Here is a 14,708-nt window from a genome sequence, read left to right as displayed (position 1 = left end):
CTTCGCAGAAAGGCCGCTTGGTGAGAGTTTTCTATGAAAGCAGGTCTGTACCATCCTGAAGAGTTCAAGGACAACTGCGGCTTTGGCCTGATTGCCCATATGGAAGGCAAGGCGAGCCATCATCTTTTGCAGACTGCCATTGAAGCGTTGACCTGCATGACCCACCGGGGTGGCATCAACGCTGACGGGAAAACGGGCGACGGCTGCGGGCTGTTGATCCAGAAACCCGATCTGTTCCTACGCGCCATGGCGCAAGAAACGTTTGAGGCTGAGTTGCCGGCCATGTACGCCGTCGGCATGGTGTTCCTCAACCAGGACGCCGCCAAAGCCGAAGCGGCTCGCGAAAACATGAACCGCGAAATCCTTGCCGCGGGCCTGCAATTGATCGGCTGGCGCCAGGTGCCCATCGATCCGACCGTTCTAGGTACGCTTGCCAAGGATCGTTTGCCGCGTATCGAGCAGGTCTTCATTGGCGGCGAAGGCTTCGATGAACAGGCGTTCACCGTGAAGCTGTTCAGTGCGCGGCGTCGCTCGTCTGTGGCGAACCAAGACGACACCGAACACTACATTTGCAGCTTTTCGCACAAAACCATCATTTACAAAGGTCTGATGATGCCGGCCGATCTGGCCGCCTTCTATCCCGACCTTGGTGACGAGCGCCTGCAAACCTCGATTTGCGTGTTTCACCAGCGTTTCTCCACCAATACGCTGCCGCGCTGGCCGTTGGCCCAGCCGTTCCGGCTGCTCGCGCACAATGGCGAGATCAATACCATCACGGGTAACCGCAACTGGGCGCAGGCGCGGCGGCCGAAATTCGCCAACGAGCAGATTCCTGATCTCGATGACTTGGGGCCGCTGGTCAATCGCGTCGGCTCCGACTCATCGAGCATGGACAACATGCTCGAGCTTCTCGTGACGGGCGGTGTCGACTTGTTCCGTGGCGTGCGGATGATCATTCCGCCTGCCTGGCAGAACGTTGAGACCATGGACGCCGACCTGCGCGCGTTCTACGAGTACAACTCCATGCACATGGAGCCGTGGGATGGCCCAGCCGGTGTTGTGCTGACCGACGGGCGCTATGCGGTATGCCTGCTGGACCGCAACGGTTTGCGTCCAGCGCGCTGGGTGACCACCACCAATGGCTACATCACGCTCGCATCGGAAATCGGCGTATGGAGCTATCAGCCGGAGGACGTGATTGCGAAGGGCCGAGTCGGTCCCGGCCAGATTCTCGCTGTCGACACCGAAACCGGGCAAGTTCTGCATACCGACGATATCGACAACCGCCTGAAGTCGCGCCACCCCTACAAGCAATGGCTGCGCAAGAATGCCCTGCGTATCCAGGCGACGTTGGAAGACCATGACCATGGCTCGGCTTTCTACGAGGCCGACCGTCTCAAGCAATACATGAAGATGTTCCAGGTCACGTTCGAAGAGCGTGATCAGGTGCTGCGCCCGCTTGCCGAGCAAGGCCAGGAAGCGGTTGGTTCCATGGGCGACGACACCCCAATGGCTGTCCTGTCCAAGCGCATCCGTTCGCCGTACGACTACTTCCGCCAGCAGTTCGCGCAGGTCACCAACCCGCCGATCGATCCGCTACGTGAAGCGATCGTCATGTCGCTCGAGACCTGCCTTGGCGCCGAGCGCAATGTGTTCGAGGAAGGGCCGGACCACGCGAACCGAGCCATCCTGACGTCACCGATCATCTCGCCAGCCAAATGGCGGACGATCATGACACTGGAGCGTCCGGGCTTCGATCGTCAGGTCATCGACCTGAACTACGACGAATCCGTTGGGTTGGAAGCGGCGATTCGCAATATTGCTGAGCAGGCCGAAGAAGCCGTCCGCGCCGGGCGCGCGCTACTCGTTTTGAGCGACCGCAATATCGCGCCAGGTAAGTTACCTGCCCACGCGGCATTGGCTGTCGGCGCCGTGCACCACCACCTGGTGGAAAAGGGCCTGCGGACCGACTGCAACATCCTGGTCGAGACCGCTACCGCGCGTGATCCTCATCACTTCGCGGTCCTGCTGGGCTTCGGTGCCACAGCGGTTTACCCGTTCTTGGCGTACGAAGTGCTTGGCGACCTCATCCGTACCGGCGAAGTGCTCGGCGACCTATACGAGGTGTTCAAGTACTACCGCAAAGGCATCTCGAAAGGATTGCTCAAGATCCTGTCGAAGATGGGTATTTCGACCGTCGCGTCCTACCGCGGCGCCCAGCTGTTCGAAGCGGTCGGCTTGTCCGACGAGATCGTCGATGCCTGCTTCCGCGGAGTTGCCAGCCGCATCAAGGGCGCCCGTTTTAGCGATCTTGAGGTCGAGCAGAAACTGCTCGCCAACGAGGCCTGGAGCAACCGCAAGCCGCTACAGCCTGGCGGTCTGCTGAAGTTCGTCTACGGCGGCGAATATCACGCCTACAACCCAGATGTCGTGGCCAGTTTGCAGGTCGCGGTGCAGCAGGGCAGCTACGAGAAATTCAAGGAATACACGGCCCTGGTGGACAGCCGTCCGGTCGCGATGATCCGTGACCTGCTAAAGGTCAAGGTCTCGGACCAGCCGTTGCCACTGGAAGAGATCGAGCCGCTGGAGTCGATCTTCAAGCGTTTCGATGCGGCTGGAATTTCCCTCGGCGCGCTGTCTCCCGAAGCGCACGAGGCGTTGGCCGAGGCCATGAACCGGCTGGGCGGTCGCTCGAACTCCGGCGAAGGCGGTGAAGATCCCGCGCGTTATGGGACCGTTCGAACCTCCAAGATCAAGCAGGTTGCAACGGGCCGCTTCGGTGTGACGCCAGAGTATTTGGTCAATGCCGAGGTGTTGCAGATCAAAGTGGCCCAAGGCGCGAAACCCGGTGAGGGTGGCCAGCTGCCCGGTGGCAAGGTCAACGGGCTGATCGCCAAACTGCGTTATGCGGTGCCCGGGGTGACCCTGATCTCGCCACCACCGCACCACGATATCTACTCGATCGAAGACCTTGCCCAGCTTATCTTCGATCTCAAGCAGGTGAACCCGAAGGCGCTGGTTTCGGTGAAGCTCGTGTCCGAGCCAGGTGTGGGGACAGTTGCGGCGGGCGTTGCTAAGGCCTATGCGGATCTGATCACCATTTCCGGTTATGACGGTGGTACGGGCGCGTCGCCTGTTACCTCGATCAAATACGCGGGATCGCCCTGGGAGCTCGGTCTTGCCGAAGCGCACCAGACCCTGCGTGGTAACGATCTGCGCGGCAAAGTCCGGGTGCAGACCGACGGTGGCCTCAAGACCGGTCTGGATGTCATCAAGGCCGCCATTCTCGGGGCAGAAAGCTTCGGTTTCGGCACGGCGCCAATGGTCGCGCTGGGCTGCAAGTACCTACGCATCTGCCACCTGAACAATTGCGCGACGGGTGTCGCTACGCAGAACGACAAGCTGCGCAAGGATCACTTCATCGGCACCGTGGATATGGTGGTGAATTTCTTCACCTTCGTTGCCGAAGAAACGCGCGAATGGTTGGCTCGCCTGGGTGTACGTAGTCTGGCTGAGCTCATTGGGCGGACCGATCTGCTCGAACGGTTGCCTGGCGAGACTGAAAAGCAGCGGCACCTGGATCTCACGCCACTGCTGGGCAGCGATCACATCCCGGCAGACAAGCCGCAGTACTGCCAAGTCGAGAAGAACCCGCCTTTCGACCAAGGACTGCTGGCCGAGAAGATGGTCGAAATGTCGCTGTCGGCGATCGCTGAAAAACGCGGTGGTGAATACGCGCTCGATATCTGCAACTGCGACCGCTCCATCGGCGCACGTATCTCCGGCGAAATTGCGCGTGTGCATGGCAACCAGGGCATGAAGGACGCGCCCGTCGTCTTCCGCTTCAAGGGCACGGCGGGCCAAAGCTTCGGTGTGTGGAACGCCGGTGGCCTACATCTGCACCTGGAAGGCGATGCCAACGACTACGTCGGCAAAGGCATGACTGGCGGCAAGCTGGTGATTACCCCACCGAAGGGCAGTGTGTTCAAAAGCCAGGAGTCGGCGATCATCGGCAATACCTGTCTGTACGGCGCAACGGGCGGCAAGCTCTTCGCGGCGGGTACGGCGGGTGAGCGCTTCGGGGTGCGTAACTCGGGTGCCCATGCTGTGGTCGAGGGCACGGGCGATCACTGCTGCGAATACATGACTGGCGGCTTCATCTGCGTATTGGGCAAGACCGGCTACAACTTCGGTTCCGGCATGACCGGCGGTTTCGCCTATGTGCTCGACATGGATAACACCTTCGTCGACAAGGTGAACCACGAGTTGGTCGAGATTCAACGCATCAACAGCGAGGCCATGGAGGCCTACCGTAGCCACCTGCAGTCGGTGCTCGCGGAATATGTTCGCGAAACCGGTAGCGAGTGGGGCGCGAATCTGCACGAGAATCTGGACGACTACCTGCGCCGGTTCTGGCTGGTCAAGCCCAAGGCAGCGAGCTTGAAGACGTTGCTGTCTTCGACCCGCGCGAACCCGCAATAATTAGCTGCATCGACGTGCACCGCCCATGCATGAGCGTGGACGGTGCACGTCTGGCACCGTGATGACCGTGCGGCGTGAAGATAGCCGCTGCCGTTAGAGGTTTTTGAAATGACCGAACGTCTCAACAACGACTTCCAGTTCATCGAGGTCGGGCGCAAGGATCCGAAAAAGAAGCTGCTTCGTCAGCGCAAGCGTGACTTCGTTGAAATCTACGACGCCTTCAAACCGGCGCAGGCTTCCGAGCAGGCACACCGGTGCCTGGGCTGCGGCAACCCGTATTGCGAGTGGAAGTGCCCAGTGCACAACTTCATTCCCAACTGGCTCAAGCTCGTGTCCGAAGGCAACATCCTCGCCGCAGCTGAGCTCTCCCATCAGACCAACACCTTGCCTGAAGTCTGCGGTCGCGTTTGCCCGCAGGACCGTCTGTGTGAAGGCGCTTGCACCCTGAACGACGGATTCGGCGCCGTGACCATTGGGTCGGTCGAGAAGTACATCACCGACACGGCGTTTGCCATGGGGTGGCGGCCAGACATGTCGAAGGTCGTACCCAACGGCAAGCGCGTCGCCATCATCGGCGCGGGCCCAGCTGGCCTCGGCTGCGCCGATGTCCTGGTACGCAGCGGCGTGACACCTGTCGTCTTCGACCGTAACCCGGAAATCGGTGGACTGCTGACGTTCGGTATCCCCGAGTTCAAGCTGGAGAAGTCGGTTCTTAGCCGCCGCCGTGAAGTGTTCACCGGCATGGGCATCGAGTTCCGCCTGAACACCGAAGTTGGCAAGGATGTGACCTTGCAGCAGCTGCTGGACGAATACGACGCCGTGTTCATGGGGATGGGCACCTACACCTACATGAAAGGTGGTTTCCCGGGCGAAGACCTGCCGGGCGTCCATGACGCGTTGGATTTCCTCATCGCCAACGTCAACCGTAACCTCGGCTTTGAAAAGACGCCCGAAGATTTCGTCGATATGAAGGGCAAACGGGTCGTGGTGCTTGGTGGGGGCGACACCGCCATGGACTGCAACCGTACGTCCATCCGCCAGGGCGCCAAGGCCGTCACCTGCGCCTACCGCCGCGACGAAGCGAATATGCCGGGCTCGCGCAAGGAAGTGAAAAACGCCAAGGAGGAGGGTGTGAAGTTCCTCTTCAACCGCCAGCCCATCGCCATCGTGGGCGAGGACAAGGTGGAAGGCGTGAAAGTGGTAGAGACGCGACTCGGCGAGCCTGACGCCCGTGGCCGCCGCAGCCCCGAGCCGATCCCAGGTTCCGAGGAAATCATTCCTGCGGAAGCAGTACTGATCGCCTTTGGTTTCCGCCCAAGCCCTGAGCCATGGTTCGAGGAATTCGGTATCGAGATGGACAGCCAGGGCCGCGTTGTGGCGCCCGGCATCGGCCAGTACAAGCACCAGACCAGCAACCCGAAGATCTTCGCAGGTGGCGATATGGTGCGCGGCTCTGACCTCGTGGTCACGGCGATTTTCGAGGGCCGTACCGCGGCGGAAGGCATTCTCGATTACCTTGAGGTCTAACGAAACGCTGCGCATTTCTGATTGGAACAGGCCCGGCGCGTGCGCCGGGCCTGTTCATTTTTGGATCGGTCAAATCGTCGCAGCCGACCCAAAGGCAGCGCTGCGCGATGTCTTTTGCCGTGACGTTTGCGACAATGCCGTCACATTTTTGCCCTGGGGCTTACCGCGCTCATGACTGCCTTGAAGAATGACCGTTTCCTTCGTGCCCTGCTCAAGCAGCCAGTGGATGTCACGCCGGTGTGGATGATGCGCCAGGCTGGGCGCTACCTGCCTGAGTACCGCGCGAGTCGCGCCAAGGCCGGGGACTTCATGAGTCTGATGCAGAGTCCGGAATTCGCCTGTGAGGTGACCCTACAACCGTTGGATCGGTATCCGCTGGATGCAGCCATTCTGTTTTCGGACATCCTGACCATTCCGGATGCCATGGGGCAGGGGCTTTATTTCGAGACAGGCGAAGGGCCGCGTTTTCGTAAGGTCATCGAGACAGCGGCGGACGTTGCCGCACTGCCGGTCACGGACCCGGACGCTGACCTGGGGTATGTAATGGACGCAGTTCGGACCATTCGCAGTGCGCTGAATGGTCGGGTTCCGCTGATCGGTTTTGCCGGTAGCCCGTGGACGTTGGCAACCTACATGGTCGAGGGCGGTACCTCGAAGGATTTTCGCAAGATCAAGGCCATGATGTACGACCAGCCCGAAGTGATGCATGCATTGCTGGACAAGCTGGCGCAGTCGGTAACGGCCTACCTCAATGGGCAAATCCGCAACGGTGCCCAGGCGGTGCAAATCTTCGATACATGGGGCGGCAACCTGTCCTCGGTGGCCTATCTCGAATTTTCGTTGGCGTACATGAAGCGCATCGTCGATGGCCTGATCCGTGAGCACGACGGGCGCCCGGTACCGGTCATCCTGTTCACCAAGAACGGCGGGCTGTGGCTGGAGTCGATGGCGGGCACCGGTGCGGATGCCTTGGGTTTGGATTGGACCTGCGACATTGGCGATGCCCGCCGGCGCGTAGGGGATCGCGTCGCGCTGCAAGGCAATATGGACCCGAGCGCCCTATATGCCCGACCGGAAATGATCCGTCGGGAGGTGGCGCGCATTCTCGAATCCTACGGTCACGGCGAGGGGCACGTATTCAACCTGGGCCACGGCATCACCCCACAGGTCGATCCAGCGAACGCGGGTGCGTTCATCGAGGCTGTCCACGAGTTGTCAGCCCAGTACCACACCACTGCGTAAACGTGATTCCCTTTCAGGAGGCTGTAGGGGCGACGGGGCGGCCATCCGCTTCAGTCGCCTTGATGCAGGTCAGAGCCGGCTAACGTCAGGCGACTAAAGCGGATCGCCGCCCGGTCGCCCCGACAGAGAGCCTCGGCTCATGCCTGCTGTAGGCGTAAACCGGCGCGTTGAAGCGGCGGCACGCGGGCAAGGTGTAGCGCGATCAGGATGGATACGCTCAGCAGGCTTGCGATGAACACGCCCACGCCAGTCCAGCCATACAGATGCCAGAACACCCCGCCCAAGGTACCCGCAACGCTCGACCCCACGTAGTAACTGAATAGGTAAAGCGACGATGCCTGGGCCTTGGCGACCGGCGCGCGTTTGCCAATCCAGCTGCTGGCGGTGGAATGTGCGCCGAAGAAACCGAAAGTGAACATCAGCAGGCCCGGCAGTACCAGCCAGAGGCTTTCGAACAGCGTCAAGATCAAGCCGGACGCCATGAGTACGATGACCGCCCAGAACACCCGCCCGCGGCCCATACGATCCGCCAGCGATCCGATGAACGCCGAGCTGTAGATACCGGAGAGATAGACCACAGAGATGAGTCCTACCCAGGCCTGGCTCATGTGATAGGGCGCCTCGAGTAGCCGATAGCCGATGTAGTTGAACATCGTCACGAACGCGCCCATCAGCAGCAGGGCTTCAAGGAACAACCAGGGCAGACCGCGATCGCGAAAGTGCAGGGTGAATCCGTTGACCAAATTGGTCGCGTTGAAGCGCCGTGGCTGGAAATGCCGCGACTCGGGCAGAATTCTCCAAAACACCACCGCAGCGGCGAGGGAAACCAGGCCCAGCACGGCCAAAGCGACTCGCCAGGATACGAAATCCACTAGAACGCCCGTCACCAGGCGCCCGCCCATCCCTCCTATGGCATTGCCACTGATGTAGAGCCCCATCGACAGCCCAATGAATTTTGGGTGTATCTCCTCGCTGAGATACGTCATGCCAACGGCGGCGAGCCCACTAAGCGACAAGCCGATCAAGGCACGAAAGAACAGTAGCGCGTACCAGTTACTCGTCACCGCGCAGGCCAGTGTGCATAGCGCAGCGGCAAACAGGGATACGACCATGATGGGCTTGCGGCCAATGGCATCGGAGATCGGCCCGGTGATCAGCAAGCCGATGGCGAGCATGGCGGTGGAGATGGAGAGCACCAGGCTGCTGCTCGCGGCGTCTAGACCAAAGGCCTGGGAGAAAATCGGCATCAACGGTTGCACGCAATACAGCAGCGCAAAGGTGGCAAAGCCCCCGGCGAACAGCGCCAGCGACGTGCGCATAAATTGCGGCGTGCCTTTTTCGATGAAGCTTTCGGTGCTTTCCACGGCTTCCGACACGTCGTGCGCGGCGGCCACTGCGGTTTCGGTCAGTGCGATCTGTTCGGGTGACTGCTGGACCCGGGGATTACTCACGGCTAGGCCTCTCTGGACAATAGAAAACCGCGCACCGTTACAAGCGAAGTGTCTCGCTGCAGGCGCGTGGTGTTATGTATTGGAATGTGTCAAGAATACGAGTCACCGTTTAGGATTTCCAATATATTAATCGTCCTGATTAATAGGTATGGCGACTTAAACGATGGAGCTTAGACACCTTCGCTATTTCATTGCGGTCGCGGAAGAATTGCACTTTGGCCGCGCAGCAGAGCGGCTGAACATTTCTCAACCGCCGTTGAGCCAGCAGATTCAACTGCTCGAAGCGGACTTAGGGGTACGGCTGCTGGAGCGCACTAAACGCAGGGTGGCCCTTACCCAGGCGGGGCAGCTATACCTGGAACAGGCGCGCCTCGCGCTCCAGCAGGTAGACAAGGCCGCAGAGGTGGCTCGGCGGGCGCAGCGCGGCGAGGTGGGCGCGTTACGCATGGGGTTCACCCCTTCTGCACCCTTTACTACGGTGATTCCCCGCAGCCTCCTTGCCTTTCGTCGTGCCTATCCAATGGTGCATTTGGACCTGGAGGAAATGAACAGCCGTAGTGTCGTGGAGGCCCTGCTCGCGGACAAGGCAGAAGTCGGTGTGATCCGTCCCATCGACCTGCCTGCCCAGATCACGGCACTACCGCTTTTCCATGAACCGCTGGTTGCCGTGCTCAACGCCGATCACCCCTTGGGCCATGAGGGCGATGCGCCGCTTTCGTTGTCGGCGCTTGCCAACGAAGCATTCGTGTTTTTCCCCCGTGGCTTCGGAACTGGTCTGTTCGATCAGCTGATGACGCTCGCAGGGCAGGCGGGATTTACGCCGAAAATCTCGCAGGAAGTTGGGGATTCGCTGACCATCATTGGTCTAGTCGCGGCCGGTTTGGGTGTGTCCGTCCTGCCGGCTTCGTATCGCTGTATTGCGATCGAGAATGTCGTCTATCGGCCACTGACCGATCCCGGCGCGGTAACCTCGGTGCTGCTGGTACGGCGCGCCGCCGATGCATCGCCGGTGGTGAGCGCGTTCGTCGATATCGTTTCGGAAGAGGCCAAACGGCAGCGGGCTTAGCCTTGGATCAAAAGGTGCTCCAGAGACTCACGCTTTGCGGGCCGAGCTGGCAGCGCAGTCTTTCTTGATTTGTGGGAGCGGGCCATGCCCGCGAAGCGGACTCAAGCCCACTACCGTTTTGCCTGCATAGCTCCCTTCGCGGGCATGGCCCGCTCCCACAGGAGGAAAGCCTAGCGCGTAGGATGGAATCCCGAAGGGCTTCCACCGTTTACCGGGGGCGGGGAACCGGATCACTGGCGACGACGCGGTGAACGGTGGATTACGCGACTGCGTCGCTAATCCACCCTACAAACGCAGCCCTGGGCTTAGCGAACCTTCGCCAACTTGGCTTTCAGCGCGACGCCCGCGATGATTGCGCCGGCGTGACACTCGTAGGTCTTCGCATCACGGCGTTCGTTCTTCTTGTAGTAGCTGGTGATGTCGACCACTGCGTTGGCGCCTGCGGCCTTCGCGGCGTCCTGCAGCTTGATCAGCGCGGACTGCAGCACCCAACGGCAGGCCTCTTCGTCACTCTTGTTGAAGGCATTGGTCTTCTGGTTCGTGGTGATCTGGGAGTTGACGATCTGCGCGCCCTTGGGCGTGCTTGCCAGGTAGAACTTGACCGACCCATCCAAACGACCGGCTTGAAGAGCTTCGTTGACGACCTCGTCGAATGGCAGATAGTGCGTGGTATCGCGCGCCTGGCTCACCGCCGGGACGAGGCAAAGGAGCACGCCTGCAAGCGTCCATTTCTTGATGTTCATTGATGTTTCCTTATCGAACGTTGGATGGAAGAGTTTCAAGGCCAGCGGCGGAAGATCAGCGAGGTATTGATCCCGCCAAAGGCAAAGTTATTGTTCATCACGTACTCATGCTGCATCTGGCGTGGTGCGTCGACGATATAGTCGAGCGCGCTGCAGCGGGGATCGAGGTGCGTCAGATTCAGGGTATGGATGTAACGGTCACGATTCATCATCTCGATGCTGAACCAGGATTCCAAAGCGCCACAAGCGCCCAGCGTGTGCCCTAGGAAGCTCTTCTGCGAGCTGATCGGCATGCGCGAACCGAACAACTCGGCCGTCGCCTGCGTTTCCGCGATATCCCCCTGCTCTGTCGCCGTGCCGTGGCCGTTCACATACCCGATCGACTCTGCTGACAGGCCGGCATCGTCGAGGGCCAACTGCATGGCTTGGCGCATGGTGGTGTGTTCGGGCTTGGTAGCGTGTTGCCCGTCGGCGTTGCTGCCAAAGCCAATCAGCTCGGCGTGGATGCGGGCACCGCGGGCTTGCGCGTGCTCCAGGGACTCGAGCACAAGCATGCCGGCACCTTCACCGATCACCAGTCCGTCGCGCGCCGCATCGTAGGGCCGTGGGGACAATTGTGGGGTCTCGTTCTTGAGGCTGGTGGCATAGAGCGCGTCGAACACCATCGCCTCCGTGGGGCAGAGTTCCTCGGCGCCGCCCGCGAGCATCATGGGCAAACGCCCGAACTTGATGGCCTCGTACGCATAACCAATCCCTTGGCTGCCGCTGGTGCAGGCGCTGGAGGTCGGGATCACCCGACCTTTCAGTCGGAAGAAGATGCTGATATTGGCCGCGGTGGTGTGCGGCATCATGCGGATATAGGAATTGGCGTTCAGACCGTCGGCGACGGAGTTGAGCAGCATGTTGCCGAAGGCTTTGATTTCTTCGGTGCTACCGGTGGACGAGCCACAGGCGACGCCCATACGGCCATCTGCAATGCTTGGGTCATCCAGCAAACCGGCATCGGCCAGGGCGCGCTCCGCCGCTGCGACGGAGAGCTTGGAAACTCGACCCATGCTGCGCAATTGCTTGCGCGTCCAATGCCGAGGTGTCTCGAAATGATCGACAGGGCCACCGAGGCGCGTATTGAGTTCGGTGAAACGGTCCCATTCATCCATGCGGCGGATACCGCTCCGGCTGGCCGTGAAATTGGCCTCGATGGTCGGCCAGTCGGCACCGAGCGAAGTGACGCCCGCCATACCGGTGACGACGACGCGATGAAGAGGCATCAGCACAGGCCTCCGTTGACGGCCAGCACCTGGCGGGTGATGTAGCCGGCTTCTTCGGACATGAGGAAGTTGACGGCGCCTGCGACTTCTTCGGCGGTGCCCATGCGCTGCGCTGGAATCATCTTGAGCATGTCTTCCACGGGGAGATCTTCGTGCAGCATCTCGGTCTCGATCAGACCGGGGGCAACGCAGTTCACGGTAATACGGCGTTTGCCGAGTTCCACCGCCAGTGCCTTGGCCGCGCCGATGACGCCGGCCTTGGAGGCGCTGTAGTTCACCTGGCCGCGATTGCCGATCATGCCCGACACCGAGGTGATGCAGACGATGCGACCCGGCTGGCGCCGGCGCACCATCGGCATGGTCAGCGGGTGCAGCACATTGTAGAAACCATCGAGGTTGGTGCGCAGGACCAGATCCCAGTCATCGTCGCTAAGCGCGGGAAATGCGCCGTCGCGGGTCAGGCCCGCGTTGCAGACGACGCCGTAGTAGGCACCGTGAGTGTCGACATCCTGCTCTAGCGTCGCGCGGCATGAGGCTCGGTCACTGATGTCGAATTGCAGAACACGGGCCTTGCGCCCCAACGCTTCGATCGCTTCGCGAACGGCATCCGCCTCGTCACGTCGCGATCGGCAATGCAGCACGATGTCGTAGCCACTCTGTGCAAGACGTAGAGCGATCGCGCGGCCAATGCCGCGGCTCGAGCCGGTGACCAATACGGTTTCGGTCATCGTTATTCTTCCTGTAGATAGTCGCCCGTATCCGGCGGGCAAAAAACGTTCAACCGGGCCTCGGCCTGGATGTCGGGGCCGGTCAAGACACATTCGAATACACCCATGCCGTTCTCATCCTGAAGCGAGGCGCGGGCATGGATATGCAATTCCGTACCGGGCGGAAACTGCTCCACATTGCAGCGGTACTGCCGCGTCCCCAGCAGAAACCCCATCGTCACCGGTTGGCCGCCGCGGCGTGCGTGAAAGCCTGCATAAGCCCCAATGCTCTGGGCCATGAGTTCGATCCCGCACCAGGCCGGTATGCTGCCGTCGGGCCCACTCAGCAGGCTGTCGGGGCGAACGATGAGCCGTGTATGAACGGTTTCGTCGTCGCAGGCGATCAGTTCATCCAGCAGCACCATGTCGGCGGAGTGGGGAATGAGGTCGGCGATCGGCCAATTCATGGCGTGTCTCCCAGGATCAGACTCAGATTGCTGCCGCCGAATGCAAAGGAGTTGCTCATCAGATAACGCGGTGCAATGTCTTCGAGCCGGTCTTCCGGCGTAACGAGGTTCAGGGTCGCCAAGTCCGGGTCCGCTTCGCCGTCCCAACGATGCGGAGGAAGGCAGCCGTGAGGGTTGTGCTCGCTCAGCAACAACCAGCAGAAGGCAGCTTCGAGCGCACCTGCAGCGCCCAGTGTATGGCCGGTCATGGGTTTCGTGGATGAGCACGGCGTGCCGGTGTCGAACACGGCGTGCACGGCGAGGCTTTCCATCGCGTCGTTGTGGCGCGTCGCCGTGCCGTGCAGGTTCAGATAGCCGATTTCGCCTGGCGCGAGGCGCGCGTCCGTCAGCGCCTTGCGCATGGCATCGATCGCGCCCAGGCCGTCGGGATGAGGCGCGGAAATATGGTGCGCATCCGAGCTGGCGCCGACGCCAAGTATTGCGATCGGCGCTGTCGCACTTCCAGTTCGCCGGCAGAGTGCATCGCGGGTCATGAGAAACACGGCAGCCGCTTCGCCGATGTTGATACCGTCGCGGTTTCGCGAAAACGGATTGCACGGGCGATCGGAAACGGCTTCCAGTGCGGCGAAGCCCCTCACCGTCAACGCGCACAGCGAATCCACCCCACCGCACAACACGGCGTCACACATGCCTTGGCGGATGAGCCTGCGGGCGCTTTGCATGGCGCGACCGCTGGAGGTGCAGGCGGTGGAGATCACGTAGCGTGGCCCGGTGATATCCAGCGCTTCGGCGAGGAACGCTGCGGGTGCGGACAACTCCTGCTGGGCGTAGTGGTAGTCCGGCGGAAACTGTCCTGCGGTCAGGTATTCACGGATGCCCGCTGTGGCTTCGTCGATGCCTGTCGTGCTGGTGCCGAGCACGATCCCGATGCGATGGCGACCGTACTTCACGATGGCTTCATTCAGCGATTCGAAGACTTCCTGCGCCGCGGTCCACAGCAATTGATTGTTGCGGGTATCGAAACCAGGCGATGTGGAGGGAAGCGAGACCAGCGGGGTCGCCACCTCGGCCACTGATACCGTTCGCCCCGCGATCCAATTGTTGGTCGGGCGAACGCCGGAGTCATCCCCCGCGAGCAGCGCCTGCGCAACATCCGCCTGGCCGCGCCCCAGCGCGCAGACGACGCCCAGCGCGTCGAGATACGCCGTCACGGCTGAGAGGCTTCCGCGTTCTCGATGGGCACGATGTGATAGCGCGCATCCCCGGCGATGCGAAGGTCAAAGTCATCCTCCTGGCTGTAGAGCGCCTGCCAGTGGGCCTTTCCATCGCGATAAAGCGTGCGGCGGTTTTCCGTGACTCGCCAGTCATCGTTCGGATAGGCCTCCGAGAGTTCGGCTTCGTCCGTCAAGGCGAACAGCAGTGCCGCGAACAGCTGCCGGGCTTCCGGGTTGGGCGGCAATAACCCGTCGCGCTTCCACTCGCCGCCGGCCAGCACCTGGCGTGCAATGGGCGCGCCCAGTGGATCGAACAGGGAAAAGCGGAGCGCGTCCCCTTCCTGCTGGATGACCAGCAGTGAGTCGTCCTCTGTGCCTTGGTGCACGCGTTCGATGCGCAGTTGCTGTGGCAGCGAAAGATCCGGCGTGGATACTGGCATGGTGGGGCGCCCGGCGCAGGCTGTCAGGATGACCAGCAGGGACAGACTCAGCAGGGACAAACAGAAACGGCGTACTGCGCGCATAGGGTTCAAGGCTCTCG

General features: G+C 61.2%; 11 protein-coding genes. 4 read left to right on the top strand and 7 right to left on the bottom strand.

The window, feature by feature from the left end; translation table 11 throughout:
- The first annotated feature begins 33 nt into the window (after nucleotides 1–33).
- The 3 genes from gltB to hemE all read left to right on the top strand — a co-directional run bounded on the left by gltB (nucleotide 34) and on the right by hemE (nucleotide 7,251).
- Nucleotides 34–4,482 (top strand): glutamate synthase large subunit, encoded by a 4,449-nt coding sequence (gene gltB / locus IEY47_RS13090; RefSeq protein ID WP_188983689.1) that lies wholly within the window; start codon nucleotides 34–36, stop codon nucleotides 4,480–4,482.
- Nucleotides 4,483–4,590: 108 nt separating this feature from the next.
- Nucleotides 4,591–6,009 (top strand): glutamate synthase small subunit GltD family protein, encoded by a 1,419-nt coding sequence (locus tag IEY47_RS13085; protein WP_188983688.1) that lies wholly within the window; start codon nucleotides 4,591–4,593, stop codon nucleotides 6,007–6,009.
- 171 nt (nucleotides 6,010–6,180) lie between these two features.
- Entirely contained in the window at nucleotides 6,181–7,251 is a 1,071-nt protein-coding gene (hemE, locus tag IEY47_RS13080) for a uroporphyrinogen decarboxylase (RefSeq protein ID WP_188983687.1), read from the top strand.
- A 137-nt stretch (nucleotides 7,252–7,388) separates the two neighbouring features.
- Here the strand turns inward: hemE and IEY47_RS13075 are convergent, their stop codons facing one another.
- Nucleotides 7,389–8,702, bottom strand: coding sequence for an MFS transporter (locus IEY47_RS13075; RefSeq protein ID WP_188983686.1), 1,314 nt, complete (start codon nucleotides 8,700–8,702; stop codon nucleotides 7,389–7,391).
- Between the two features lie 163 nt (nucleotides 8,703–8,865).
- On the opposite strand from IEY47_RS13075, the gene IEY47_RS13070 reads away from it, so the two are divergent.
- Nucleotides 8,866–9,768, top strand: a complete 903-nt coding sequence (locus IEY47_RS13070; protein WP_188983685.1) for a LysR substrate-binding domain-containing protein — start codon at nucleotides 8,866–8,868, stop codon at nucleotides 9,766–9,768.
- A 305-nt stretch (nucleotides 9,769–10,073) separates the two neighbouring features.
- On the opposite strand, the gene IEY47_RS13065 is transcribed toward IEY47_RS13070, so the two are convergent.
- From IEY47_RS13065 to IEY47_RS13040, 6 genes are read right to left on the bottom strand one after another with little or no spacing between them, the layout of a single operon-like run.
- Complete coding sequence (locus IEY47_RS13065; protein ID WP_188983684.1) at nucleotides 10,074–10,511, bottom strand: excinuclease; 438 nt, start codon at nucleotides 10,509–10,511, stop codon at nucleotides 10,074–10,076.
- Between the two features lie 35 nt (nucleotides 10,512–10,546).
- Nucleotides 10,547–11,779, bottom strand: a complete 1,233-nt coding sequence (locus IEY47_RS13060) for a beta-ketoacyl-ACP synthase (protein ID WP_188983683.1) — start codon at nucleotides 11,777–11,779, stop codon at nucleotides 10,547–10,549.
- The gene (gene fabG, locus IEY47_RS13055; protein WP_188983682.1) at nucleotides 11,779–12,507 is read right to left on the bottom strand and encodes a 3-oxoacyl-ACP reductase FabG; all 729 of its coding nucleotides are present in this window, start codon (nucleotides 12,505–12,507) and stop codon (nucleotides 11,779–11,781) included. The genes IEY47_RS13060 and fabG overlap by 1 nt, the downstream gene beginning before the upstream one ends.
- Before the next feature lie 2 nt (nucleotides 12,508–12,509).
- On the bottom strand, nucleotides 12,510–12,953 hold the full coding sequence (locus IEY47_RS13050; protein WP_188983681.1) for a hotdog family protein: 444 nt from the start codon (nucleotides 12,951–12,953) through the stop codon (nucleotides 12,510–12,512).
- Nucleotides 12,950–14,164, bottom strand: coding sequence for a beta-ketoacyl-[acyl-carrier-protein] synthase family protein (locus IEY47_RS13045; protein ID WP_188983680.1), 1,215 nt, complete (start codon nucleotides 14,162–14,164; stop codon nucleotides 12,950–12,952). The genes IEY47_RS13050 and IEY47_RS13045 overlap by 4 nt, the downstream gene beginning before the upstream one ends.
- Nucleotides 14,161–14,691: a DUF3261 domain-containing protein gene (locus tag IEY47_RS13040; RefSeq protein WP_188983679.1), complete on the bottom strand. Its 531-nt coding sequence runs from the start codon at nucleotides 14,689–14,691 to the stop codon at nucleotides 14,161–14,163. Before IEY47_RS13040 ends, IEY47_RS13045 begins: the two co-directional genes overlap by 4 nt.
- Between the last annotated feature and the right edge of the window lie 17 nt (nucleotides 14,692–14,708).

Source organism: Pseudomonas matsuisoli, assembly GCF_014647635.1.
Taxonomy (GTDB): domain Bacteria; phylum Pseudomonadota; class Gammaproteobacteria; order Pseudomonadales; family Pseudomonadaceae; genus Pseudomonas_P; species Pseudomonas_P matsuisoli.
The sequence above is the reverse complement of the archived record's forward strand: the minus strand, read 5'-3'. Positions and strand labels throughout refer to the sequence as shown.

Bases quoted from the DNA above. Each gene is read 5' to 3' on its own strand.
- gltB (WP_188983689.1), top strand. From the start codon at position 34: ATGAAAGCAGGTCTGTACCATCCTGAAGAGTTCAAGGACAACTGCGGC.
- IEY47_RS13085 (WP_188983688.1), top strand. From the start codon at position 4,591: ATGACCGAACGTCTCAACAACGACTTCCAGTTCATCGAGGTCGGGCGC.
- hemE (WP_188983687.1), top strand. From the start codon at position 6,181: ATGACTGCCTTGAAGAATGACCGTTTCCTTCGTGCCCTGCTCAAGCAG.
- IEY47_RS13070 (WP_188983685.1), top strand. From the start codon at position 8,866: ATGGAGCTTAGACACCTTCGCTATTTCATTGCGGTCGCGGAAGAATTG.
- IEY47_RS13065 (WP_188983684.1), bottom strand. From the start codon at position 10,511: ATGAACATCAAGAAATGGACGCTTGCAGGCGTGCTCCTTTGCCTCGTC.
- IEY47_RS13060 (WP_188983683.1), bottom strand. From the start codon at position 11,779: ATGCCTCTTCATCGCGTCGTCGTCACCGGTATGGCGGGCGTCACTTCG.
- fabG (WP_188983682.1), bottom strand. From the start codon at position 12,507: ATGACCGAAACCGTATTGGTCACCGGCTCGAGCCGCGGCATTGGCCGC.
- IEY47_RS13050 (WP_188983681.1), bottom strand. From the start codon at position 12,953: ATGAATTGGCCGATCGCCGACCTCATTCCCCACTCCGCCGACATGGTG.
- IEY47_RS13040 (WP_188983679.1), bottom strand. From the start codon at position 14,691: ATGCGCGCAGTACGCCGTTTCTGTTTGTCCCTGCTGAGTCTGTCCCTG.